Origin of the sequence: Sphingomonas sp. CFBP9019 (genome assembly GCF_034045155.1) — a bacterium.
GTDB classification, from domain to species: Bacteria; Pseudomonadota; Alphaproteobacteria; order Sphingomonadales; family Sphingomonadaceae; genus Sphingomonas; species Sphingomonas aerolata.
On record NZ_JAXCWK010000004.1, the window covers coordinates 359752 to 381963 of the forward strand.

Annotated in this window: 26 protein-coding genes; 9 read left to right on the top strand and 17 right to left on the bottom strand. The window is 66.8% G+C overall.

Features of this window, described 5'->3' with window-relative positions; translation table 11 throughout:
• Positions 1–42 precede the first annotated feature (42 nt).
• Positions 43–1041 carry a ligase-associated DNA damage response exonuclease gene (locus SOM18_RS13365; RefSeq protein WP_031438833.1) on the top strand — a complete coding sequence of 333 codons (999 nt, stop codon included), beginning with the start codon at positions 43–45 and terminating at the stop codon, positions 1039–1041.
• Here SOM18_RS13365 and SOM18_RS13370 read toward each other — a convergent pair.
• The 6 genes from SOM18_RS13370 to SOM18_RS13395 all read right to left on the bottom strand — a co-directional run bounded on the left by SOM18_RS13370 (position 1038) and on the right by SOM18_RS13395 (position 6748).
• A complete protein-coding gene (locus SOM18_RS13370; RefSeq protein ID WP_081874026.1) occupies positions 1038–2429 on the bottom strand; it encodes a DUF418 domain-containing protein in 1392 nt (463 codons plus the stop codon). The genes SOM18_RS13365 and SOM18_RS13370 overlap by 4 nt on opposite strands.
• Before the next feature lie 61 nt (positions 2430–2490).
• A complete protein-coding gene (gene rpoN, locus SOM18_RS13375; protein WP_320481815.1) occupies positions 2491–4020 on the bottom strand; it encodes an RNA polymerase factor sigma-54 in 1530 nt (509 codons plus the stop codon).
• A gap of 4 nt (positions 4021–4024) precedes the next feature.
• Positions 4025–4819, bottom strand: a complete 795-nt coding sequence (gene lptB, locus SOM18_RS13380) for an LPS export ABC transporter ATP-binding protein (protein WP_031438836.1) — start codon at positions 4817–4819, stop codon at positions 4025–4027.
• A 90-nt stretch (positions 4820–4909) separates the two neighbouring features.
• Positions 4910–5455, bottom strand: a complete 546-nt coding sequence (locus SOM18_RS13385) for an LptA/OstA family protein (RefSeq protein WP_031438837.1) — start codon at positions 5453–5455, stop codon at positions 4910–4912.
• Positions 5456–5460: 5 nt separating this feature from the next.
• Positions 5461–6126, bottom strand: a complete 666-nt coding sequence (gene lptC, locus SOM18_RS13390; RefSeq protein WP_235188218.1) for an LPS export ABC transporter periplasmic protein LptC — start codon at positions 6124–6126, stop codon at positions 5461–5463.
• Position 6127: 1 nt separating this feature from the next.
• Positions 6128–6748: a ribonuclease D gene (locus SOM18_RS13395; protein ID WP_031438839.1), complete on the bottom strand. Its 621-nt coding sequence runs from the start codon at positions 6746–6748 to the stop codon at positions 6128–6130.
• Between the two features lie 249 nt (positions 6749–6997).
• Between SOM18_RS13395 and SOM18_RS13400 the strand changes: the two genes are divergently transcribed.
• Positions 6998–7843, top strand: coding sequence for a cold-shock protein (locus tag SOM18_RS13400; protein ID WP_320481816.1), 846 nt, complete (start codon positions 6998–7000; stop codon positions 7841–7843).
• A gap of 37 nt (positions 7844–7880) precedes the next feature.
• The gene (locus SOM18_RS13405) at positions 7881–8702 is read left to right on the top strand and encodes a glutaminyl-peptide cyclotransferase (protein WP_031438856.1); all 822 of its coding nucleotides are present in this window, start codon (positions 7881–7883) and stop codon (positions 8700–8702) included.
• Here SOM18_RS13405 and SOM18_RS13410 read toward each other — a convergent pair.
• From SOM18_RS13410 to SOM18_RS13430, 5 genes are all read right to left on the bottom strand, one after another.
• Complete coding sequence (locus SOM18_RS13410; RefSeq protein ID WP_031438857.1) at positions 8699–10309, bottom strand: cisplatin damage response ATP-dependent DNA ligase; 1611 nt, start codon at positions 10307–10309, stop codon at positions 8699–8701. The genes SOM18_RS13405 and SOM18_RS13410 overlap by 4 nt on opposite strands.
• Before the next feature lie 152 nt (positions 10310–10461).
• A complete protein-coding gene (locus tag SOM18_RS13415; RefSeq protein WP_031395540.1) occupies positions 10462–10647 on the bottom strand; it encodes a DUF1328 domain-containing protein in 186 nt (61 codons plus the stop codon).
• A 74-nt stretch (positions 10648–10721) separates the two neighbouring features.
• The gene (locus SOM18_RS13420) at positions 10722–11219 is read right to left on the bottom strand and encodes a Dps family protein (protein ID WP_031438858.1); all 498 of its coding nucleotides are present in this window, start codon (positions 11217–11219) and stop codon (positions 10722–10724) included.
• 106 nt (positions 11220–11325) lie between these two features.
• Entirely contained in the window at positions 11326–11880 is a 555-nt protein-coding gene (locus tag SOM18_RS13425; RefSeq protein WP_235188221.1) for a TMEM165/GDT1 family protein, read from the bottom strand.
• 48 nt (positions 11881–11928) lie between these two features.
• Positions 11929–12270 (bottom strand): hypothetical protein, encoded by a 342-nt coding sequence (locus SOM18_RS13430; protein ID WP_042466204.1) that lies wholly within the window; start codon positions 12268–12270, stop codon positions 11929–11931.
• Between the two features lie 205 nt (positions 12271–12475).
• Between SOM18_RS13430 and rpmG the strand changes: the two genes are divergently transcribed.
• Positions 12476–12643, top strand: coding sequence for a 50S ribosomal protein L33 (gene rpmG, locus SOM18_RS13435; protein ID WP_017977469.1), 168 nt, complete (start codon positions 12476–12478; stop codon positions 12641–12643).
• A gap of 107 nt (positions 12644–12750) precedes the next feature.
• On the opposite strand, the gene SOM18_RS13440 is transcribed toward rpmG, so the two are convergent.
• Entirely contained in the window at positions 12751–13113 is a 363-nt protein-coding gene (locus SOM18_RS13440; protein WP_031395282.1) for a response regulator, read from the bottom strand.
• A 39-nt stretch (positions 13114–13152) separates the two neighbouring features.
• Here SOM18_RS13440 and SOM18_RS13445 point away from each other — a divergent pair, with 39 nt between their 5' ends.
• From SOM18_RS13445 to SOM18_RS13460, 4 genes are read left to right on the top strand one after another with little or no spacing between them, the layout of a single operon-like run.
• Positions 13153–13434 (top strand): DUF3572 domain-containing protein, encoded by a 282-nt coding sequence (locus tag SOM18_RS13445; RefSeq protein WP_031395281.1) that lies wholly within the window; start codon positions 13153–13155, stop codon positions 13432–13434.
• Complete coding sequence (locus SOM18_RS13450; RefSeq protein WP_192007905.1) at positions 13431–14057, top strand: HAD family hydrolase; 627 nt, start codon at positions 13431–13433, stop codon at positions 14055–14057. The genes SOM18_RS13445 and SOM18_RS13450 overlap by 4 nt, the downstream gene beginning before the upstream one ends.
• Before the next feature lie 33 nt (positions 14058–14090).
• The gene (locus SOM18_RS13455) at positions 14091–14558 is read left to right on the top strand and encodes a RidA family protein (RefSeq protein ID WP_031396590.1); all 468 of its coding nucleotides are present in this window, start codon (positions 14091–14093) and stop codon (positions 14556–14558) included.
• Positions 14559–14604: 46 nt separating this feature from the next.
• Positions 14605–15750 (top strand): GNAT family N-acetyltransferase, encoded by a 1146-nt coding sequence (locus SOM18_RS13460; RefSeq protein ID WP_031439115.1) that lies wholly within the window; start codon positions 14605–14607, stop codon positions 15748–15750.
• Here the strand turns inward: SOM18_RS13460 and SOM18_RS13465 are convergent.
• Positions 15713–17305, bottom strand: a complete 1593-nt coding sequence (locus SOM18_RS13465) for a hypothetical protein (protein WP_042466306.1) — start codon at positions 17303–17305, stop codon at positions 15713–15715. The two genes, SOM18_RS13460 and SOM18_RS13465, sit on opposite strands and share 38 nt — an antisense overlap.
• 119 nt (positions 17306–17424) lie before the next feature.
• On the bottom strand, positions 17425–18672 hold the full coding sequence (locus SOM18_RS13470; protein ID WP_234387459.1) for an argininosuccinate synthase: 1248 nt from the start codon (positions 18670–18672) through the stop codon (positions 17425–17427).
• A gap of 149 nt (positions 18673–18821) precedes the next feature.
• Between SOM18_RS13470 and SOM18_RS13475 the strand changes: the two genes are divergently transcribed.
• Positions 18822–19211 (top strand): EF-hand domain-containing protein, encoded by a 390-nt coding sequence (locus tag SOM18_RS13475; RefSeq protein WP_031396586.1) that lies wholly within the window; start codon positions 18822–18824, stop codon positions 19209–19211.
• Between the two features lie 183 nt (positions 19212–19394).
• On the opposite strand, the gene SOM18_RS13480 is transcribed toward SOM18_RS13475, so the two are convergent.
• Genes SOM18_RS13480 through SOM18_RS13490 form a run of 3 tightly spaced genes read right to left on the bottom strand, consistent with a single transcriptional unit; the run spans position 19395 to position 22206 of the window.
• On the bottom strand, positions 19395–20621 hold the full coding sequence (locus SOM18_RS13480) for an SAM-dependent methyltransferase (RefSeq protein ID WP_031439117.1): 1227 nt from the start codon (positions 20619–20621) through the stop codon (positions 19395–19397).
• A gap of 50 nt (positions 20622–20671) precedes the next feature.
• The gene (locus tag SOM18_RS13485; RefSeq protein WP_031439118.1) at positions 20672–21433 is read right to left on the bottom strand and encodes a molybdopterin-dependent oxidoreductase; all 762 of its coding nucleotides are present in this window, start codon (positions 21431–21433) and stop codon (positions 20672–20674) included.
• Complete coding sequence (locus SOM18_RS13490; RefSeq protein ID WP_042466308.1) at positions 21430–22206, bottom strand: cytochrome b/b6 domain-containing protein; 777 nt, start codon at positions 22204–22206, stop codon at positions 21430–21432. Before SOM18_RS13490 ends, SOM18_RS13485 begins: the two co-directional genes overlap by 4 nt.
• Positions 22207–22212: the final 6 nt, after the last annotated feature.

Sequence of the window (22212 nt, forward strand, 5' to 3'; positions counted from 1 at the left end):
TCGCGCGTGGCACCGCAGCCATGGCTCGGGCGTAGTAGCATGATGGCAAAACTCGGCGACTGGCTCGAACCGCATCCGCACGGCATCCTCGTCAAGCCGATCGACGCATGGATCGATCCGTCGATCCCGAGCGAGAGGGCGCTCGTCACGCACGGCCATGCGGATCATGCGCGCGGCGGCCATGCCGCGGTCTGGGCGACGCCCGAGACGCTGGCGATCATGGACGCGCGCTATGGTCCGCAATCGGGTCACCCGGTCGCCTATGGCGAGACGATCCGCATGGGCGAGGTCGATATCGGTTTCGTCCCCGCCGGCCATGTCCTGGGTTCGGCGCAGATCGTGCTCGACTATCGCGGCGAACGGGTGGTCGTCTCGGGCGATTACAAGCGGCGGAGCGATCCGACCTGCACGCCGTTCGAGCCCGTCAAATGCGACGTCTTCGTCACCGAGGCGACCTTTGGCCTGCCGGTCTTCCGCCACCCCGATACCGGCGACGAGATCGACAAGCTGATCGCCGCATTGCACGCCAATCCCGACCGCTGCGTGCTGGTCGGGGCCTATGCGCTCGGCAAGGCGCAGCGCGTGATCGCCGAACTTCGCGCGCGGGGGCATGAGGCGCCGATCTACATCCATGGTGCGCTCCAGCGTCTGTGCGACCTCTACGCCGATCACGGCGTCCGGCTGGGTACCTTGCTGCCGGTTGCGGACGCCAAGAAGGCCGACATGGCGGGGCATGTCGTGATGTGCCCGCCCGGCGCGCTCAACGATCGCTGGTCGCGGCGGCTGCCCGACCCGATCACCGCAATGGCGAGCGGCTGGATGCGCGTCCGCGGGCGCGCCCGGCAGAAGAATGTCGAGCTGCCGCTGATCCTGAGCGACCATGCCGACTGGGACGAGCTGATCGACACGCTCGCCGAGATCGCGCCGCGCGAAGTATGGGTCACGCATGGCCGTGAGGATGCGCTCGTCCACTGGTGCATGACCCGCCAGATCAAGGCGCGCGCGCTGGCGCTGGTCGGGTTCGAGGACGAGGACGACTAGGCGGATGCCGTCCGCATCGCGGGGGTGATACGCGTTTTGCGCCACGGCAGCCGGCGCCGCTCGAGCAGCGACCGCCACGCCCATTCGACCGGCGCGATATTGAACGCGCGCAGATAGGCATTGGCGAGCCACAACAGGCCGATATTGATCGCCAGCGCGATCCCCATCAGCGCCGCCCAGCCGAACTGGCCGTACAGCCCGAGCGCGAAGGGCGGGAACAGGATCCACAGGCCGATGATCGTCTGCAGCACGTAGAGCGACAACGCGGTCCGGCCCGCGGCGGCGAAGGGGCGCAACAGCCGCGCGCCGACGATCGTCCCGACCAGCAAATGGACGGCGCCGACATGGCCGAGTGTCATCGCCAGCCGGCTGACCTCCGCGGTCGCCCAGAGCGTCTTTGGCGCGGTATCGAAGCGCATCTGCTCCGTCGCGCCGATCATCCGCAGCGGGATCGCGATCCCGTAGGCGATCAGCGTCATCCGCGCATAGAAGGCGCGCGATCGTCCGCCCTGGAGGATGCCGAGCCTGTACAGCGCCGCGCCGATCAGCATCACGCCGGCCGCTTCCCACACGAACACCAGCTCGAGCCCGCGGCTCTGCAGATAGGCGATGACGCTCCACTGATACGCCGCCCAGGTCTTGAAATTGCCCGTCCGCGCCTTGTCCTCGGCGGCGATCCGCGCGGCATCCTCGGCCTTGCTCTTGGCGCGTTTTGCAGCCCCCTCGGCGACCTTGGTCAGCAGTGTGCGGTCCGCGACCGTGACCGGTCGCCCGTCGCGCTGCGCGCTCTCGATCGCAGCGACCTGCGCCTGGGTCTGCGTGGTGGAGACATAGCCGTAGGTGCCGCCGGCGAACTGCAGCGCGGCCGCGGACAGGCCGATGGTCAGAAGCAGGCGGGGTCGCAGTCCGCGAAACAGGAAGGCGATCAGTGCCGCGAGGCCATAGGTGTGGAGGATGTCGCCCGGCCACAGCAGGACGAGGATGTGCACCACGCCGAACGCGAACAGCAGCAGGTTGCGCGCATAATAGCGCTTCATCACCACGCGCGTCCCCGCCAGCTGCGCGGCGCGGTCGGTCAGGATCACCATCCCGGCGCCGAACAGCATCTCGAGCATGCAGCGCGCGGTGCCGTTGGCGATCACCTCGCGCAGCCACCAGGCGATCTGGTCCTGCGTGGTCCAGCCGAAATGCCGGATATCGTCGAACGACGCGTAGAGCGACCCGCCCATGTCGTTGATGTTCATGAACAGGATGCCGAGGATCGCGATCCCGCGCAGGATATCGAGCACCGCGATGCGTGGCGCGCCATCGGGCTCGGCCGCGATCATCGGTGGGGAGGTCGCCACGTACTCGGCGTCGCCATCACGGCTGGTGGAAAGGTCTTTCATCGGTCTGGGCCCCCCCGTGATGCAAGCCGGACGCTACGCCGATCCGGTGCGAAGGCAAGCGTCAGCCCGTACCCTCGAGCGCCCGCGCGCGGCGGCGTTGTACCGAACTGCCGATGCCGAGCGCCTCGCGATATTTGGCAACGGTGCGCCGGGCAATGTCGAAGCCCTTGCCGTCGAGCAATTCCACCAAAGTATCGTCGGACAGGATCTTGGCACCCTCGTTCGCGATCAGGGCCTTGATCGCGCTCTTGACGGCCTGGGCCGACACCGCGTCGCCGCCATCCGCCGACTGGATCGCCGAGGTGAAGAAATATTTCAGCTCGTAGAGCCCGCGCCCGCACGAGACATATTTGTTGCTGGTCACGCGGCTGACGGTCGATTCGTGCATCTCGATCGCGTCGGCGACCATCCGCAGCGTCATTGGCCTAAGATGTGCGACGCCGTGGAGGAAGAACGCCTCCTGCTGCTTCACGATCTCGGTTGCGACCTTGATGATCGTGCGCTGCCGCTGGTCGAGCGCCTTGACCAGCCAGTTCGCGCTGGCGAGACACTCGCTGAGCCACGCCTTCGACGCCTTGTCCTGCTCGCCCCGGGCCAGTTCGGTGTAATAGCTGCGGTTGACGAGGATGCGCGGCAGCGTCGCGGTGTTGATCTCGATGCTCCACCCGCTCTTGGTTCGCGCGACGAACAGGTCGGGCACGACCGCGCGGCTCGGTTCGCCGCCGAACCGGCATCCGGGCTTCGGATCATAGCCGCGCAGCTCGCGGATCATGTCCGCCATATCCTCGTCATCGACCTGGCACAGCCGTTTCAGGCGCCCGATCTCGCCCCGCGCCAGCAGGTCGAGATTTTCGATCAGCCGCGCCATGCAGGGGTCATAGCGGTCCGCCTCCCGCGCCTGGATCGTCAGGCATTCGGCCAGGTCGCGCGCGCCCACCCCGGTCGGGTCGAAGGTCTGGATCACCGCCAGGACATGCTCGACCCGGGCAAGCGCGACGCCCAGCCGGTTGGCGATCTCGAGAAGCGGTACGGTCAGATACCCCGCCTCGTCGATCTGGTCGATCAGATGCGCCGCGACGAACGCATCATCCGCGGCGATCGCGGGGCCCGCCTGCGCCAGCAGATGATCGGCAAGGCTGAGCCCAGTATCGGCAAAGCCGTCCAGATCGAGACCGTTCCCGTCGCCATCGCTGCCACCGCCCGCGCCGGCCCCGCTCATCGACAGCGCGCCGTCGGTGCCGCTGCCACCGTCGGCGACGCTGTCCTGGTGATGGCTCTCGGTCGCATAGTCGATGTCGAGCGCGGGCTCGTCGCTGCCGACACTGCCGCTCACCAGCTCGTCGGCGGCGACGCGTTCGTCGCGGGGGGCGTCGCGGGCGGCGGCGTCCGGATCCGGGCCGGGCTCGCGGTCGGGTCTGTCGCCATCGTCCGCGGCGCCCGCCTCGAGCAGCGGATTGCGCTCGATCTCCTCGGCGATGAACCCCTCGATCTCCAGGTTCGACAACGCCAGCAGCTTGATCGCCTGCTGCAATTGCGGGGTCATCACCAGCGACTGCGATTGGCGAAGGTCCAGGCGAGGCGCGAGGCTCATGACACTAGAGCGAGAAGCCCTCGCCCAGATAGAGGCGGCGGACATTCGCGTCCGCGACCAGTTCGGCCGGGCTGCCCGAGAACAGCACGCGGCCATCGTAGATGATGTAGGCGCGGTCGACGATGTCGAGCGTCTCGCGGACATTGTGGTCGGTGATCAGCACGCCGATATCGCGGCGCTTGAGATCCTTCACGAGGTCGCGAATGTCGGCGATCGAGATCGGATCGATGCCCGCAAACGGCTCGTCGAGCAGCATGATCGACGGCTCGGCGGCCAGCGCGCGGGCGATCTCCGCCCGGCGCCGCTCGCCGCCCGACAACGCCATCGCGGGCGCGGCGCGCAGCCGGGTCAGCCCGAACTCCTCGAGCAGCGTGTTCAGCTTGCGCTCGCGCACCGCCTTGTCGGGCTCGGACAGCTCGAGCACCGTCAGGATGTTCTTCTCGATCGTCAGCCCGCGGAAGATCGAGGTTTCCTGCGGCAGATAGCCAAGACCCAGGATCGCGCGGCGATACATGGGCAGGCGCGTGATATCGTCGCCGTCGAGCATGATCCGGCCCGAATCGGGCTTCACCAGCCCCATCACGGAATAGAAGCACGTCGTCTTGCCGGCGCCGTTCGGCCCGAGCAGCCCGACCACTTCGCCACGCCCGACCGACACCGACACATCGGTCAGGACGGTGCGCTTGTCATAGGATTTGGCGATCGACACGACCTGAAGGCCGTTGGTCGTCGGCGCTTCGACGATCGCGTCGCCGTGCGGGCCGGGGGTTTCGATCGGGGGCAGCGTGGGGGCATCCATCAGGCTTTGGCCTTGCTGAGGGCGGGCGGGTAAAAGCGGCTGGCGCTCGGCTGGCGGGTTTCGCGGATGACCGGCGGTGCGCGCATCGGATCAGTTGCGCTTGGGAACCGAGAAGGTGCCCGTCACGCGCCCGCCCGTCTGGGTCACGGTGCCGCCGCTGGCCGTCGCGCCGCCGCTGCCGCGGACCGACGATCCGTCGATCACCGCGCGACCGGTATCGAGGTTCATCGTCAGCCGCCCGCCATTCACGGTGTTGCCACCCTGGGTCAGCGTCACCGCGCCGAGCATCGTGATCACCCGCCGGTTGAGGTCGTAGATCGCATATTGGCTCTTCGCGGTCTGGTCCGGCCGGCGCACCGTCACGCCGCCCGACGCGTCGAGGCGCGACACCTGCGGGTTCCCGCCGACCACTTCGCCGGTATAGGCCACCGTCATCCGCGCCGAATTCAGCGTCATGTCCGCCTGCTTGACCGACACGCTTCCGTTCAGCACCGCACGGTTCGCCTTGTCCTGCAGCTCGATATGGTCCGCACCGAAATCGATCGGCGCGTTCGAGTTGTGCGCACGTTGCGCGGAGACGCCGGTCGCCGCGAGCGCGGAGAGCATCAGGAGGACGGAGCTTGGTATGAGGCGCATGGCGGCTATTTCGGCCCTCGCGGCACGATCCGCAAGCGCGCATTGCCGTCGAGCCTGACGGTGCGGGCTTCCAGATCGGCATGCAGCTTGTTTGCACTGAACACGCCCTGCGGCACGGTTCCCGTCACCGCACTGCCGCTGTCCATCGTCCGCGCGCGCATGTCGAGCGTCGCATTGGTGGTTTTCAGGTCATAGCCGTTGGGAGCGGTGACGTTGAGCGGGCCGTTGAGCTGCACCTTCTCGGTGTCCATGTCGTAGCGCCCGGAATTCGCCCTGATGTTGGCGGGGCCGTCGGCGAGCTGGAGCTGCGCGCTCAGCGTGTTGAGCTGCACGATCGGCTCCGCCGAACTCTTCTGGATCGCCGAGCGGGCGTCGAGCGTGAACGCCTGGCCCTTCGAATCCTGCCCGCGATATTGCGCGGCCTGCAGCTTCATGCGCTCCTGCGCGACCTCGACCTTGTTCTTGTCGAGCACGAACGACACGTCGCCGCCCGCGGTCAGCGGCGCCATCACAAGGAATGCGGTCAGCACGCCGATCGCGGTCGGCAGGCCGAGTCGCGCCAGTCCGACGACGCGGTCGTGGCGGCTGCCCGGCGCCGCCCAGACCTGACGCGGCGAGCGGGCCTGCCGGATCGTCTTCGCCGATGCGTCGGACGGGGGCGCCATGGTCATGTCAGGCGTGCGCGAAGATGTCGATCTCGGGCCATCCGGCGAGATCGAGCGCGGCACGGGTCGGCAGGAAGTCGAAGCATTTCTGCGCGAGCTCCATGCGGCCTTCGCGAATCAGCCGCTTGTCGAGCTCTTCCTTCATCCGGTGCAGGAAACGGACGTCGGACGCGGCATAGTCTTTCTGCGCCTCGCTGAGATTCGGGCTCCCCCAGTCGGAGGATTGCTGCTGCTTCGACACGTCCTGGCCCAGCAGTTCGCGGACCAGCTCCTTGAGGCCGTGCCGGTCGGTATAGGTCCGGACCAGTCGCGACGCGATCTTGGTGCAATAGGCCGGCGCCGCGACGACGCCGAGATAATGCTGGACCGCGGCGATATCGAATCGTCCGAAATGGTAGAGTTTCAGCCGCTCCGGATCCGCGAGCAGCGCCTTGAGGTTGGGCGCCGCATAGTCGCTGTCGGCCGCGAACCGGACGAGATGTTCATCTGCGCCGCCATCCGACAGCTGCACGACGCAGAGCCGGTCGCGCGGCGTGATGAGGCCCATGGTCTCGGTGTCGACGGCAATCGAGGCGCCCGGTGCGAAGATCCCGGACGGGATGTCGCCTTCATGAAGATACACTGTCATGCGGTGGCCCTAGCGGTCGGGGGCGCCTTGCTCAATGGTCCTCCGCGATGACGCGGGTGCGCCATGCTTTTGCCGCGATCATCGCCAATGGAGCAAGCGGACAAGATTCTGTTCGCGATAGCTTGATTTTTGCGCTATGCCCTTCCCCAAGGCGCAAAAGGTTTCGCGCCCGAGGGCCCGCGTTCGTCGTCCGGACACGCCGGCTTTTGGAGAGATTTTGCGGGCGAACCGGGAAGACGATCAGGGCTTATGGGTTTCGATAAAGGTGGCCGCGGGAACCGTGGCGGGCGTGGCCGCGACAAGCGCGACAGCTTCGGCGGCGGCAGCGACGATTTCGGTGGCGGCAGCAGCTTCGGCGGCGGCGGTGACCGGTTCGGCGGCGGCGGCAGCAGCTATGGTGGCGGTGGCAGCAGCTACGGCGGCGGCAGCAGCTTCGGCGGCGGCGGTGATCGCTTCGGCGGCGGTGGCGGCGGTGGTTACCGCGGCGGCGGCGGCGGCGGCGGCGGCTTCAGTGGCGGCGGCGGTGGCGCCGGGCGCGGCATGCCCCCCCAGGTCGTTGGTGAAGGCACCGGCGTCGTAAAGTTCTTCAACGCACAGAAGGGCTTCGGCTTCGTCGTTCGCGATGACGGCGGCGAGGACGTGTTCGTGCACATCAGCGCAGTCGAGCAGGCTGGCATGGTCGCTCTCGCTGAGGGTCAGCCGCTCGGCTTCACGCTCGTTGATCGTGGTGGCCGCATCTCGGCAACCGATCTCAAGATCGATGGCGAGCCGATGGCCGTGACCGATCGTGGTCCGCCGCGTGATCGCGATGCCGGCCCGGGTGCACCCCGTGGCGGTGCCGATCGTGGTGCAGGCGGCGCGCCGCAGCGCCAGCTGACCGGTGAGAAGGCAACGGGTACGGTCAAGTTCTTCAACGCGATGAAGGGCTTCGGCTTCATTCAGCGCGATGATGGCCAGCCTGACGCGTTCGTGCACATCTCGGCGGTCGAGCGTGCCGGCATGGCCACGCTGAACGAGGGCGACAAGCTCGAGTTCGAGCTCGAAGTCGATCGTCGCGGCAAGTATGCAGCGGTCAACCTGAGCGCAGGCGGCTAATCCCGTCCGTCCGGTCATCGGGGTTTTTCGAACCAGCATGACGATCGGACATAGCCTGATAGCGGCCGGTCTCGCACTTGCGGGGCCGGCCGTTGCCGTTCTGGCGCAGGGCGCAACGGCGCCCCAGCCCGCCACGCGCACATTGGCCGCTCCTGCGCCCGCGCCAGCCGTGCCGATCCTGTCGGTCAGCATCGTGGCCCGCTATCCGCACGATGCGACGGCATTCACCGAAGGCCTGTTGTGGCACGACGGCGCGCTCTACGAGAGCACAGGCAAGGAGGGGCAGTCCGATGTCCGCCGCGTCACTCTCGATGGTCGTATCGTCGCGCGCCGCCGGATCGATCCGGCACAGTTCGGCGAGGGGCTCGGGCTGTGGAAGAACGAGCTGATCAGTCTGACCTGGCATGACGGCATCGCGCACCGCTGGGACGCCCGCACGCTCAAGCCGACCGGCACCAACCGCTATGCGGGGGAGGGCTGGGGCCTGACGAGCGACAAGGACGGCCTGATCCAGTCCGACGGCAGCGCGTCGTTGATCCTGCGCGATCCCAGGACATTGGTCGAACGTCGCCGGATCGGCGTGACGATCGACGGGCGTCCGCTGACACAGCTCAACGAACTCGAATATGTCGACGGCGCGATCCTCGCCAATGTCTGGCAGACGGGATATCTCGTCCGCATCGCCCCGGGCACCGGTCGCGTCACCGCGATCATCGACCTGCGTCCGCTGGTCGCCGAGATCGGCGCCCGCGACCGCGACGCGGTGCTCAACGGCATCGCCTGGGATGCCGCGAAAAAGCGGCTGTTCGTCACCGGCAAGCTCTGGCCGACCCTGTTCGAGATCCGGATCAACGGCTAGGGTGCGGGGATCATCCGGCGGAGCGTGTCGATCCGGTCGGCCTCGGCCGCGGGCTTGTCCGTCCGGATCCGCGCGATCCTTGGGAAGCGCATCGCAATCCCCGATTTGTGCCGCTTCGACTCCTGCAGAGCGTCGAACGCGATTTCGAGCACCATCGTCTTGGCGACCTCGCGCACCGGCCCGAACCGGTTGAGCGTGTTCTTGCGGACGAACGAATCGAGCATCCGCAGCTCCTCGTCGGTAATCCCCGAATAGGCCTTGCCGACCGGCAGCAGCTCGCCCTCTTCGGTCCAGCAGCCAAAGGTATAGTCCGAATAATAGGAGGACCGCCGACCGCTGCCCCGCTGCGCGTACATCATCACGCAATCCGCGGTGAGCGGGTCGCGCTTCCATTTATACCACAGCCCGACGCGGCGCCCGCCGACATAGGGCGAGTCGCGGCGCTTGAGCATCACGCCCTCGATCGCCGAGTCGCGCGCACCCGCGCGCACCGCCTCGAGCGCGGTGAAGTCTGCGGCGTCGATGACCTGGCTCAGGTCGAACCGCTCGGTATCGAGCTGCGGCATGAACGCCTCGAGCCGCGCGCGTCGCGCGGTCCAGGGCAGTGCGCGCAGATCCTCGTCGCCATCGATCAACAGGTCATAGAGGCGGACAAAGGCCGGATACTCGGCCAGCATCTTCGCCGACACGGTCTTGCGCCCCAGCCGCTGCTGCAGCGCGTTGAAGCTCGCCGCCCCGCCGCCCTCCTCCAGCGTGCCGCCCTGATGCTCGCCCTTGACCAGCAGCTCGCCGTCGACCGTCCCCGGCGTGACGAAGGCGGCGGCGATCTCGGGAAAGCTTGCGGTCACGTCGTCGCCGGTCCGGCTGTAGAGTCGCGTTTCGCCCGCGACATGGACGATCTGCACGCGGATCCCGTCCCATTTCCACTCCGCCGCATAGTCGGCGAGGTCGACGCGCAGATCCTCCAGACCATGGGCGAGCATGAAGGGACGGAAGACGGGGACGTTGGCGGGTGTCGGTTGCGCGCCATGCCCCTCCGCCCAGGCGAACAGCGTCGGATAGGGGGCTGCCAGGCCATGCCAGACCTCCTCGACCGCATCGACGTCGAGCCCGAAGGCATCCGCCAGCGCGGTCTTCGCCAGGCGCGACGAGACGCCGATCCGCAGCCCGCCGGTCGCCATCTTGAGCAGGGCGAAGCGTTCCTCCGCATCCGAGCGATCGAGCATCGCGGCAAGCGCCGCCGGCGCCTCGGCGCGCGACAGCGTCATCAGCCGGTCGACCACCTGCGAGATCGACAGCGGTTCGGCCGGCACCGGATCCGGCCCCAAGGGCTCGGGCTCGGGCCACAGCAGGGCGACGGTTTCGGCGGTATCGCCGACATAATCGCGGCTCATCCGGAAGAGGACGGGATCGACCCGGTCCTCGATCAACCCGCGGATGACCGCCGATTTGACGCCCGGCAGATCGAGATCGCCGGTCAGCGCCGCCATCGCCCAGCCGCGATCGGGGTCCGGCGTAACGCGCAGATAATCGCCGATCAGCTTCAGCTTCGCATTGCGCGACCGCGTATAGGTGAGGGCATCGAGGAGCGCGGCGAAAGCATGCATGATCCGACAACGCGCCGCCCGGCACTCGGCTCCGGGCCTGCGTCCACGTCGCTGCGGGCGCTACATCAAAAAGGCCCCCGCCGTTACCGGCGAGGGCCCTGTCGTGGCATTGACGTCGTGGCATCGGCGCAGGCCGATGCAATCCCGTCGCGTCAGTCGATCGCGTTCTTGATTCCCTTGCCGGCCAGCAGACCGAGCACCAAGAAAATCACGAACAGCGCGATCGCAATGAAGAACAGCACCTTGGCGATGCCGATAAACGCCCCGCCGACGCCGCCAAATCCGAGCAGGGCCAGCACGAGGCCGATGATCAAGAAGGTGATGGCGAGCTTCAACATGGGCATTCTCCTGTTCCTGACAGAACCCGTCCCGCCCATGTCGGTTCCGACACGGGAAGGACGGGCGCCGGGGTTCAGGCCTTGCGGCTGGCTTCGAACAGGAACCAGGCGCGTTCCTCGGCCTGATCGGTCCACTCGTCGACGATGCCGCTGGTGGCATTGTCCTTGGCCTCGTCGGCGGCGTCCTTGACGATCCGGAACTGTTCGACGAGCTTCAGATTGTCTTCGCGAAGCTCGGCGAGCATTTCGGTCGGTCCGACGAAATCCTTGTCATTGTCCGGGATGCTCTGGTGGCGCGAAATGTCGCCGATCGAGCGCAGCGTCGTGTTGCCGGTCTTGCGGACGCGCTCGGCGATCGCATCGGTCACGCCCAGGATTTGTGCCGCCTGGTCATCAAGCAACAGATGATAGTCACGGAAATGCGGACCCGACATGTGCCAGTGAAAGTTCTTGGTCTTCAGGTACAAGGCATAGCAATCGGCGAGCGAGGCATTGAGCGCTTCGGCAACCGTCTTCGTGCTGTTGCTGACGAGATCGGTGGGCGTGTCGAGTGCGGGGTTGGTGGCGGGCATCGAAAACTCCATGCATGGGAATGTCTGTGGATCGTTGCGTCAACGAAGCGATAGCCGAAATGCTCCCGTCGCGCATGCGCCATTCCTCATCTGAGTGATCGCCCCGCTAGATCAATCGCGCAGCGCTGAGGCCCAGAATGACCCCCAGGAGCACGAATATCAGCCCGATGCCGGTGCGCAGTCGGGCGAGCGGCCATCGGCGCCACGCGGCTTCACCCATCATCGCCGCGGGGACGATCACCACCAGCGATCCGATCGTCGCGCCGACCGCCGCCAGCATCGGTACGGCACTGCGGAGCGCAAGCGCGGCCACGATGAACTGTATGCCGTCGCCAAAGGCGAGGATGAACAGCCCGAGCATGGTGGTGGCGATCGCGCCCGTGCGCCACCCGCGCAGTGGATCGGGCGCCTTGACCGGCAGGAGCGCACCGCCGCCCTGGAGGATCAGCGCGAGCGCCAGCATCAGCTGGCGCGCATTGGGTGTCAGCAGCGGCGCGACCGCGATCCCGCCCGCGACCGCCAGGCTGCCGGCGAGCAGCAGCGCGAGCGCCGCCGCGAGGATCACCAGCCGGGGCTTGCGATACCGATCGGACAGGATCGCGGCGAGCCACGCGGTTCGATCGCCGACCTGCGCCAGCGCGGCGGCTACGAGCGCCGCCATCAGCGCATCCATCGCTAGCGGGTCGCGCGGTCGGGCGTCACGCGCGGGTCATCCCGCGAGCCGCACCGAACAGGCGGCGGCAAAGACATGGCAGGCCTGAACGTCCTGCCGCTCGCTGTAGATCGCGTCGCTGAGCGTCATCAGCCAGCCATGGACGAGCGCGCCATGTTCGCCGCGCGACAGTGCCGAATCGATGAAGTGCGTGACGGTCACCGCGGGATTCATCCCGTTGCGATGCGCGATCAGGCGGATCGCGTCGATATCGGGCGCGAGATCGGTCGCGCGGGTATAGGGCGCGCGGACGTCGATCGCGGCGATCCGGGCCGCAAGCTCGGCCTTTACCAGCGCCAGATCCTGGAATTCCGCGACTCGCTCGGCAACCTGCCCCATGATCCCGCCTCCTGTCTTTCTTATGGGATGCATCATGCGCCCATGCCGATAAAGATGCGGTTAAACACCCTGTGATGCGGGATTCCGGGGCGAATATGGGGTGATATGGTTGACTTGGCCGGCAGCATGCGCCATGCGCCGCGACAGATCGGGCGGTGGCATGCGTGCTGCCGCCCTAGCATTTTCAGCCTTAAGGATTGGGCTCATGGCCAAGCCGACTACCGTCAAGATCAAGCTCGTCAGCACCGCGGACACCGGCTTCTTCTACGTCACCAAGAAGAATCCCCGCACGAAGACCGAGAAGCTCTCGTTCAGCAAGTATGATCCCGTCGTGCGCAAGCATGTCGAGTTCAAGGAAGCCAAGATCAAGTAAGTCGACGCGGCGGCGATGCCGTCGCGCGTTTACGATGCGATCGCAAGGCCGCGGGTAGCGATACCCGCGGCCTTTGGCGTTCCTGCGCGGCGGGCCTCGCGGTTCGTTCAGACGAACGCGCGCACCGCTTCCATGAAGCGGGCGAGGCTGATCGGCTTCGAGATATAGGCGTCCGCGCCCGCGGCACGGATCCGGTCCTCGTCCTCGCGACCTGCATAGGCAGTGACCGCCATTACCGGGATCGTGCTGAGCACGTCGTCGGCCTTGAGCTCAAGAATGATCTCATAGCCGGTGACGTGCGGCATCTGGATGTCCATGATGATCAGGTCGGGGGCGAATTCGCGCGCCCGCATCACCGCCTCGCGCCCGTCGCGTACAGGTTCGGCAAGGTAATCATGCGCCCGCAAAAGGTCGCAGAATAGTTTCAGGTTGAGTTCGTTGTCCTCGACAACGAGCACCTTCTTTGCCACGCGAGCCACCATTCGTTTCAAGAAGGATGACAATAGGCAATGCGCGGCGCCGTTACAAATGAAGACGCTGAGGCCCTGGCACTGCAAGCCTTGGTATGGACGCTGAGCGAGCCGGACCGAGCGATGCGCCTGTTGTCGGTGACCGGACTCGACCCTGCCGACCTGCGCACGCGGGCCGGGGAGCCTGCCGTGCTCGCGGCGGTACTCGGCTTCCTCGAATCGCATGAACCCGATCTTGTCGCCTGCGCCGAAACGCTGGGCATCAGGCCTGAGGCGCTCGTCCGCGCGCGGATGACGCTCGATCCGGGGTTCGAGGCATGAAGCCGCTGCTGATCAGCGATTGCGACGAAGTGCTGCTCCACATGGTCAAGCATTTCGGCACCTGGCTCGACGAGGCGCATGATATCGATTTCGAAATCGGCCACGGCGATTTCGCCAACAGCATGACGCGCCGCGACGGCGGGCCCGCGCCCACGCGCGAGGATATGTGGGCGCTGCTCGGCGGGTTCTTTCCCGCAGAGATGCACCGCCAGACGCTGGTGCCGCATGCCCGCGAGGCGCTCGCGTCGCTCGCCGAGATCGCGGACATCGTGATCCTGACCAATTTGCAGGACGAATGTCGCCTGCCGCGGATCGAGCAGCTCGCCGCGTTCGACATCGCCCACCGTGTCGAGTGCAACCAGGGCGGCAAGGGCGACCCCGTCGCGCGGCTGGTCGCCGAATATGGCAACCCCGTCACCGTCTTCGTCGACGACCTTGCGGTGCATCACGAATCGGTCGCGCAGCATGCGCCGGGCGTCCACCGGCTGCACATGGTGTCCGAGCCGACGCTGGCGGGGGCGGTGCCGAGAGCGCCCGCCGCGCATGCCCGGATCGACGACTGGCGCGAGGCGCAGGCCTGGATCGCCGCGCGGTTCGCCGCGGGGGTGCCCGCGGACGCTTGACCCGCCCCCCGTGGCTGTGGTGAGACCGCGCACATGACCGATCGTATCGACCGCAAGCTCGAAGAGCTTGGCCTGACGCTGCCGCAGGCCGCCGCCCCCGTCGCATCCTATGTTCCCGCCGTCGAGGCGAACGGGCTGCTCCACATCTCCGGCCAGCTGCCGTTCAAGGACGGCCAGATCGTCACCGGTCGCCTCGGCGACGGCGTGTCGCTCGAGGACGGGCAGGACGCGGCACAGCGTTGCGCGCTGATGCTGGTCGCGCAGATGAAGGCGGCGCTCGGCTCGCTCGGCCGTGTCGAGCGGATCGTGAAGCTCGGCGTGTTCGTCAATTCGCATGGCGACTTCACCGATCAGCCCAAGGTCGCGAACGGTGCGTCCGACCTGATGGTCCAGCTGTTCGGCGAAGCCGGCAAGCATGCCCGCTCCGCTGTCGGCGTTCCCGTGCTGCCGCTGGGCGCCGCGGTCGAGATCGACGCGATCGTTCAGGTCTCCGCCGCTTGAGCCCAGCCGCTTGAGCCTGACGCCTGCGCGCCTATTTTAGGAGCGCATGACAGCCATCACCGCCCGCATCGCCCAAGGCGTTACCTCGATCGCGGCGGAGGACTGGGACGCCTGTGCCGGCGACGCGAATCCGTTCGTCGGCCACGCCTTCCTCGCCGCGCTCGAGGCGTCCAGAAGCGTCGGTGGACGATCGGGGTGGCAGGCGCTGCCGGTGGTCGTCGATGGCGACGACGGCCGGCCGGCCGGGATCGCGCCCGCCTATGCCAAGAGCCATAGCCAGGGCGAATATGTGTTCGATCAGGGCTGGGCCGACGCGTGGGAGCGGGCGGGGGGCCATTATTACCCCAAATTGCAGATCGCCGCGCCGTTCAGCCCGGTGCCCGGCCCACGGCTGCTGCTGCGCGACCCGGTGGTTGCGCCCGCGCTAATCGCCGCGCTCGAGGCGGTGACCGACCAGAGCGGCCTGTCCTCCGCGCATGCGACCTTCATCGCCCCCGCCGAGGTCGCGCTGTTCGAGGCTGCCGGATGGCTGATCCGTCAGGGCACGCAGTTCCACTGGACCAATGACGGCTATGCGAGCTTCGACGATTTCCTCGCCGCGCTCGCCAGCCGCAAGCGCAAGGCGATCCGCAAGGAGCGCGCCGCCGCGGTCGAGGGACTGACGATCCGGCACCTGACGGGCGCGGAGATCACGCCCGCGCACTGGGACGCGTTCTGGGTCTTCTACCAGGACACGGGCAGCCGCAAATGGGGCCAGCCCTATCTGACGCGCGCCTTTTTCGATCGGATCGGTCAGACGATGGGCGACCGGGTGCTGTTGATCCTCGCCGAGCGCGATGGCGTGCCGATCGCGGGGGCGCTCAACCTGATCGGTGCGGACACGCTCTACGGCCGCTATTGGGGCGCGACCGAGGAGGTGCCGTTCCTCCATTTCGAGCTCTGCTATTACCAGGCGATCGATGCGGCGATCGCGCGCGGGCTGACGACGGTCGAGGCGGGCGCGCAGGGCGAACACAAGCTCGCGCGAGGCTATGCGCCGGTCGCGACCTATTCGGCGCATTACATCCCGGATCCGGGCTTCCGCCGCGCGATCGCCGACTTTCTCGTCCGCGAGCGCGAGGCAGTCGCCTCCGACCGCGAGTATCTCGGCGAGCTTACTCCGTTTCGGCGGGCGGAACCGCCGACCGGTTGACCTTGTACAGCACGCTGGTGCCGTCGCGGCGGATCGGGGTCAGGTCGCGGATCAGCGCGGGGTCGAACGCCGGCGGGTGGATCAGCCAGACATAATCGAACGCGTCGCGGGGGAAATGCTCCAGCGCCATCGCGATCGGCCGCCAGAACTGGCCACGACACCGGATATCCGTAACGATTTCGGACGGATCATGCGCGAAGCCGCGCGCGATCGGATAGCGCGTCGTCATCAGCTGTCCGCCCGCCATCGACCACTGGTCGTTGGTGAAGGCCAGCCGCCGCTCGAGCAGCAGCGCCGGGACATGCTCGAGCCGCGAATAGGCCCAGTCGTCGCGACAGCGCCGCCCGACGAACGAGACCACGCGTGCGCGCTCGGGCACGGTGTCGATCGCCGCGATTGCCTGGTCGTAGGACCGGTCATAGATCAGGAAGCTGATCGTGGTGCCCGCCAGCCGGACCGCGAAGAAGCTGAACCCCAGCACCGCCAGCGTCGCGGCACCGCGCAGCGAGAGGCGGTTGCGCGGGCGCAACGCGATGATCGCGAACGCCAGCATGAACGGTGCGAGGCGCATGTCGGCATAGGCCGAGCCGAACACGATCCGCGGCAACAGGATATAGACGAGCGCGAGGAACAGCGCGGACAGCGCGAGGTTGCGCGAATATTCGATCGTCTGGTCGCGCACACCGCGGAACAGGATCACGAACAGCACGGTGACCGACGCGATGTCGAACGCCATCCAGCGATCGCGCAGGACCATCGTGATCCAGTTCATCTTCCAGCGCCAGTTGAACCAGTCCTGCGTCTTGCCCGTGACGTGGTCGCCTGACCGCCACAGCACCATCATCACCATCGGCAGCGCCAGCGGGATACAGCTGAGCCCGGCGCGGATGCACGCGCCGATCCAGCCCTTGATGGCGCCTTCGCCGCGCACCCCGGTCTTGCGGATGTCGTGCTGGCGGATCAGCTCGGCGGAGAAGGCGAGCACGCCGAGCACGCCCCAGCCGAAGGTATGGCACAGCCAGAGCAGGCAGGATCCGGGCACGAACAGGATCGTGCGCAGCCGCAGCCGCTCGAGCCGTCCGAGGCGGAGCCACAGCGCGAACATGTTGAGCGCGAGCGCCATCGCCAGCGCGAAGTTCACGAAGCCGAACTGGAAGGGATAGCTATAGGCGAGCGGCAGCGCGAACAGCGCGGTCGCCGGGATCCGGCCATGCACCTCGCGCGCAATCCACAGCAGCCCGGTGACGGTGAGCGCGGGGATCGCCATGACGATCAGCTTCACCGCGAGCTGCAACCCGAAGATCGGCGCGAGCGGCACGATCAACAGGTCGATGCCGAGATTGCCGATCAGCTGCCAGCGGAAATCATACCACTGGCTGAGCCAGGGATTGTCGCCGATCGCGAGCTGGACGCGGTAGCGCCCCATATGCCCGGGCAGATCGACCAGCGGCGGCACCTCCGGCCACAGCAGCGGGATGATCGATGCCAGCGCGACGCACGCGACGAACGTGCGCGTCTGCCACCAGTGAAGTTCCGTTGTTGTCCCCCGCGCCATCCCTCGACGCCTAGCGCCGCAGGGGGGCATTCGACAAGCGCCGACCGCGCCGCATTGCGACGGAATACACCGGCAGGGCTCCCGGCCCCCGAGTGTCGGGGGACGGGAGCCGGTATCGCTCACACCTGGTCGCGGCGGCCCAGCAGGCGCAGGCGCAGTGCGTTCAGCTTGATGAAGCCTGCCGCGTCGCGCTGGTCATAGGCGCCCTGATCGTCCTCGAACGTCACGACCTTTTCCGAATAGAGCGAGTTGGGCGACTTGCGGCCGACCACATACACGCCGCCCTTGTAGAGCTTCAGCCGGACGGTGCCCGAGACCTTTTCCTGGCTGTGATCGATCGCTGCCTGTAGCATCTCGCGCTCGGGCGAGAACCAGAAGCCGTTGTACAGCAGCTCGGCATAGCGCGGCGCGAGCTCGTCCTTCAGATGCGCCGCGCCGCGATCGAGCGTCAGCTGCTCGATGCCGCGATGCGCGAGGTGATAGATGGTGCCGCCCGGTGTCTCGTACATGCCGCGGCTCTTCATCCCGACGAAGCGGTTCTCGACCAGGTCGAGACGGCCGATGCCGTGACGACGGCCATAGTCGTTGAGCGTCGACAGCAGGGTCGCCGGGCTCATCCCCTCGCCGTTGATCGCGACGCCGTCGCCACGCTCGAAATCGATCGTGATGTACTCGGGGACGTCGGGCGCGTCCTCGGGGTTCACCGTGCGCGAATAGACATAGTCCGGCACCTCGTCCCACGGATTCTCGAGCACGAGCCCCTCGGACGAGGTGTGGAGCATGTTCGCATCGGTCGAGAAGGGTGCCTCGCCGCGCTTGTCCTTGCTGACCGGGATCTGGTGCTGTTCGGCGAACTCGATCAGCCTGGTGCGGCTGGTCAGGTCCCATTCGCGCCACGGTGCAATCACCTTGATGTCGGGCGACAGCGCATAATAGCCGAGCTCGAAGCGGACCTGGTCGTTGCCCTTGCCGGTCGCGCCGTGGCTGACCGCGTCGGCGCCGACCATCCGGGCGATCTCGATCTGGCGCTTGGCGATCAGCGGGCGCGCGATCGACGTGCCGAGCAGGTACAGTCCTTCGTACAGCGCGTTCGACCGCATCATCGGGAACACGTAATCGCGCACGAATTCCTCGCGCAGATCGTCGACGAAGATGTGCTCGGGCTTGACGCCCATCATCTCGGCCTTCGCGCGTGCGGGCTCGAGTTCCTCGCCCTGGCCCAGATCCGCGGTGAAGGTGACGACTTCGCAGTTGTAGGTCTGCTGGAGCCATTTCAGGATCACGCTGGTGTCGAGGCCGCCCGAATAGGCGAGGACGACCCGATTGATGCCGGCGTCGCCGGCGGCGCGGTTGATCTGATCGGTCACGGGCAAGATCCTTTGGGCAATATCCAATGCCCGCGCCCCTATGCGCTGGACGCCCTGCATGCAACCGGAGCATGCAACCCGCCGCATTCATGGCGCGTACAACCAACCCGCGCTACGTGCGCCCCCAGATCATTTGGAGTGTCCCGACCGTGCTACGTCAAACGCTTACCCTGTTCGTCCTTGCCGGCCTCGCGACGCCCGCGCTGGCACAGGAGACCCGCGCCTCCGTTTCCGCCAAGTTCAAGGCCGAGTTCGCCGCGCGCGATACCAACAAGGACGGCGTCCTGACGCGCGCCGAGGTCCAGGCGGGGATCAGCCAGATGAAGGTCGGGCCGGGGCGCCCGGATCCGGTCCACGCCAAGCGGCTTGCCGAGCTGTGGTTCAGCAGCGCGGACACCAACAAGGATGGCAAGGTCACGCAGCCCGAGGCACAGGCACTGCTCGCCGCGACCTTTGCGAAATATGACGCGAACAAGGACGGCAAGATCGGCGGCGACGAGCGGTCGGCCGCGAAATCGCAGATGCAGGGCAGCCGCTGAGGCCACGCCTATAGGGGGGGCATCCATCTACGGAGTCCCCCCGTAAAGTCGTCATCCCCGCGGAGGCGGGGATCGAGACAGGCTGGCCTTTCGGTTCAATCACCGGAGCCTGCCAGTCTGGATTCCCGCCTTCGCGGGAATGACGAACGTCCGGATCTTACCCTGCGCCAAGCGGCGGGAAATTCAGCCCGCGCGCAACGCCCGTTCACCCTCGATCATATAGTCGCGCGTCAGCGGCAGCGTCATCCGGCTCTTCGACAGCTGGATCTGGTAATTGACCATCCCCCCGGTCCGGAACGCCGCGGCGGCACCCGCGAGGTAGAAGGTCCACATCCGGTAGAAGCGCTCGTCATACAGCGCGACGATCGCATCCTTCGCCGCGACCGTCCGGTCGTACCAATGGTCGATCGTCAGCGCGTAATGCACGCGCAGCACCTCGATATCGGTCGGGAAGAACTTCAACCCCTCATAGCCGCGGACGATCTCCGACAGTGCGGGGTTGTAGCCGCCGGGGAAGATATACTTGGTCGTGAAGGTGTCGGTCACGCCGGGCCCGCCCATGCGGCCGATCGTGTGGAGCAGCATCACCCCGTCAGCGCTCAGCAGGTCGCGGCACTTGCGGAAGAACGTCTTGTACTGCGGCGGGCCGACATGCTCGAACATGCCGACCGACACGATCCGGTCGAACGTACCCGTCAGCGCGCGATAGTCGATCAGCTCGAACTTCACCTTGTCCGCGACGCCGGCCTCCTCGGCGCGGCGCCGCGCGACCTTCAGCTGTTCCTCGCTCAGCGTGACACCCAGGACCTCGGCGCCCGTCTTGGCGTGCAGGTACAGCGCCATGCCGCCCCAGCCGCAGCCGATGTCGAGCACGCGCATGCCGGGCTGGATCGCGAGCTTCGCGGCGATATGCGCCTTCTTGTCGTCCTGCGCCTGTTCCAGGCTGTTGCCGGCATCGGTGAAGTACGCGCACGAATATTGGCGATCGGCGTCGAGGAACAGGTCATAGAGCCGGTCGGACAGGTCGTAATGATGCGCGACGTTCTTCTTCGACCGGCGTGCCATGTTCACCCGGTCGACGCGGTGGACGACCTTGTCGAGCAGCTTGATCGGCAGCGAGGGGTTGAGCCCGCCGCCGCGCTCCCACGGGCTGTTGCCCTTGAGCAGGTTGACGAGGTCTCGAATGTCGCCGCGCTCGATCACCAGGCGGCCGTCCATGAACGCTTCCGCTGCGCCCAGCGCCGGGTGGCGGACGATCGCGCCCGCAACACCTGGGGCGGTGAGGCGGATGGTGACGGGGTTGTAGGCAGGGTCGGGCGTGCCGAACTGCTTGGTGGTACCGTCCGCGTGGATCAGCGTGAGTTCGCCGGTTTTTACCTGCCGGGCGAGAAAGCGATCGAATAGGGCCATGTCGCGTTAGCTAATGACTGGTACGGAAATGCGCCACCCCCCGGGCGGCGTCAGATTCCCGCATACCAATCATAATCCACATTATCTTCCCAATAGCCGCCCTTGCCCTTGCCGATCCCGGCCAGGCTGGCGACGGCGTCTATCGCCATGATATATTTGGCATGTTTGTAGCCAAGCTGGCGTTCGACGCGCAGCCGGACGGGGGCGCCGTGCGCGACGTCCAAAATCTGGTCATTCAGCGCCCAGGCGAGGATCGTCTGTGGGTGGAATGCGTCGATCAGGTCGATCGACTCGTAATAGGGCGTGCCTCGGTACAGGTCGGCGCAGGTGAAGACGATGTAGCGCGCGGTGTCGCGGATCCCCGCGGCCTGCAACAGCGTGGCAAGCTTCGGGCCCTGCCACTTGGCGATCGCCGACCAGCCCTCGACACAGTCGTGCCGCGTGATCTGCGCGCGCGCGGGCATCTGGCGGAGCTGCGGCAGCGAGAGCGACAGCGGCCGGTCGACCAGCCCGCCGACGCGCAACCGATAGTCCGCGAAGTTGTTCACCAGCAGCTCGGTATAGGCCGGGGTGCCCGGATTGCGCGTGCCGTTCGACCGGAAGATCGGCGACATCTGCGCCGCGCTGAACTCGGGGACGAGCGCGTTGCGATCGGTCAGCGCGCGTTGCAGCCCGCGCTGCATCTCCTCGCCCATGAACAGGATCTTGCGCGCCTCGGGATGCTGGATGATCTTGTCGCACCCGGTGAGCAACGCGCCGGCGCCGACCGCCGCGCCCGCGACCAGCGAGCGGCGGGTGATGATGGTGCTCATGCGGCATCCTCCCCGGTATGCGCGGGGACGTGCCCCGGAACGGTAAAGCGTCCGGTGATCATCGATCGCACCTCGTTCCACGCGCCCGCCAGGATCACGAGCGCGAGGTGGACGATGATGAACAGCACGAGCGCGACCATCGCGATGAAGTGGATCGACCGCGCCGACTGGCGCCCGCCGAAGATGTCGAGCAGCCACGGCCAGGCGGCATCCATCGCCGGCGACATCGCCAGCCCGGTGAGGATCATCACCGGCAGCAGGATGAAGATCGTCGCGACATAGGACAGCTTCTGCAGGATGTTGTACGCGGCGGGCCGCTTCGGATCGTGGAAGCGCAGTGCCAGATGCTCGCGCACGTCATGCGCCACCTCGCGCGGCGCAAGCTCGCCCGCCCGGACGCGGAGGTCGCGCTGGAAATGCCGATTGAACAGGCTGACGATCATGAAGCCGAGCAACGCGAACGACAGGACCAGCGCGAAGAACAGGTGCCAGCGTCGCGAGATGGCGAGGTTGTAGCTCGCCGGGATCGTCAGCAGGTTGATCAGCGTCACCACCCAGCCCGGCCACTGGTCGAGCGTCGTCCACGCCTGATCGAAATTCGCGCCATAACGGCCCCAGTAGAATCGCGGATGCGCCTTCAAGATGCCGATCCCGCTGCCGATCATGATGAACATCGCCACCGCGGTGATCCAGTGCCACAGCCGCGTCGCGATCCGGTGGCGTTTGATGACGGTGACAGGGGCAGTGGCGATAGGGCGGGCGGGATCGTTCATGCTTGG

Coding starts and splice junctions, on each gene's coding strand:
- SOM18_RS13395 (WP_031438839.1), bottom strand. CDS start 6,748: ATGACAGTGTATCTTCATGAAGGCGACATCCCGTCCGGGATCTTCGCA.
- SOM18_RS13405 (WP_031438856.1), top strand. CDS start 7,881: ATGACGATCGGACATAGCCTGATAGCGGCCGGTCTCGCACTTGCGGGG.
- lptB (WP_031438836.1), bottom strand. CDS start 4,819: ATGGATGCCCCCACGCTGCCCCCGATCGAAACCCCCGGCCCGCACGGC.
- SOM18_RS13425 (WP_235188221.1), bottom strand. CDS start 11,880: ATGGCGGCGCTCGTAGCCGCCGCGCTGGCGCAGGTCGGCGATCGAACC.
- SOM18_RS13460 (WP_031439115.1), top strand. CDS start 14,605: ATGACAGCCATCACCGCCCGCATCGCCCAAGGCGTTACCTCGATCGCG.
- SOM18_RS13410 (WP_031438857.1), bottom strand. CDS start 10,309: ATGCATGCTTTCGCCGCGCTCCTCGATGCCCTCACCTATACGCGGTCG.
- SOM18_RS13480 (WP_031439117.1), bottom strand. CDS start 20,621: ATGGCCCTATTCGATCGCTTTCTCGCCCGGCAGGTAAAAACCGGCGAA.
- SOM18_RS13485 (WP_031439118.1), bottom strand. CDS start 21,433: ATGAGCACCATCATCACCCGCCGCTCGCTGGTCGCGGGCGCGGCGGTC.
- SOM18_RS13430 (WP_042466204.1), bottom strand. CDS start 12,270: ATGGGGCAGGTTGCCGAGCGAGTCGCGGAATTCCAGGATCTGGCGCTG.
- SOM18_RS13400 (WP_320481816.1), top strand. CDS start 6,998: ATGGGTTTCGATAAAGGTGGCCGCGGGAACCGTGGCGGGCGTGGCCGC.
- SOM18_RS13415 (WP_031395540.1), bottom strand. CDS start 10,647: ATGTTGAAGCTCGCCATCACCTTCTTGATCATCGGCCTCGTGCTGGCC.
- rpmG (WP_017977469.1), top strand. CDS start 12,476: ATGGCCAAGCCGACTACCGTCAAGATCAAGCTCGTCAGCACCGCGGAC.
- SOM18_RS13370 (WP_081874026.1), bottom strand. CDS start 2,429: ATGAAAGACCTTTCCACCAGCCGTGATGGCGACGCCGAGTACGTGGCG.
- SOM18_RS13365 (WP_031438833.1), top strand. CDS start 43: ATGGCAAAACTCGGCGACTGGCTCGAACCGCATCCGCACGGCATCCTC.
- SOM18_RS13385 (WP_031438837.1), bottom strand. CDS start 5,455: ATGCGCCTCATACCAAGCTCCGTCCTCCTGATGCTCTCCGCGCTCGCG.
- lptC (WP_235188218.1), bottom strand. CDS start 6,126: ATGACCATGGCGCCCCCGTCCGACGCATCGGCGAAGACGATCCGGCAG.
- SOM18_RS13420 (WP_031438858.1), bottom strand. CDS start 11,219: ATGCCCGCCACCAACCCCGCACTCGACACGCCCACCGATCTCGTCAGC.
- SOM18_RS13450 (WP_192007905.1), top strand. CDS start 13,431: ATGAAGCCGCTGCTGATCAGCGATTGCGACGAAGTGCTGCTCCACATG.
- SOM18_RS13490 (WP_042466308.1), bottom strand. CDS start 22,206: ATGAACGATCCCGCCCGCCCTATCGCCACTGCCCCTGTCACCGTCATC.
- SOM18_RS13465 (WP_042466306.1), bottom strand. CDS start 17,305: ATGGCGCGGGGGACAACAACGGAACTTCACTGGTGGCAGACGCGCACG.
- rpoN (WP_320481815.1), bottom strand. CDS start 4,020: ATGAGCCTCGCGCCTCGCCTGGACCTTCGCCAATCGCAGTCGCTGGTG.
- SOM18_RS13455 (WP_031396590.1), top strand. CDS start 14,091: ATGACCGATCGTATCGACCGCAAGCTCGAAGAGCTTGGCCTGACGCTG.
- SOM18_RS13445 (WP_031395281.1), top strand. CDS start 13,153: ATGCGCGGCGCCGTTACAAATGAAGACGCTGAGGCCCTGGCACTGCAA.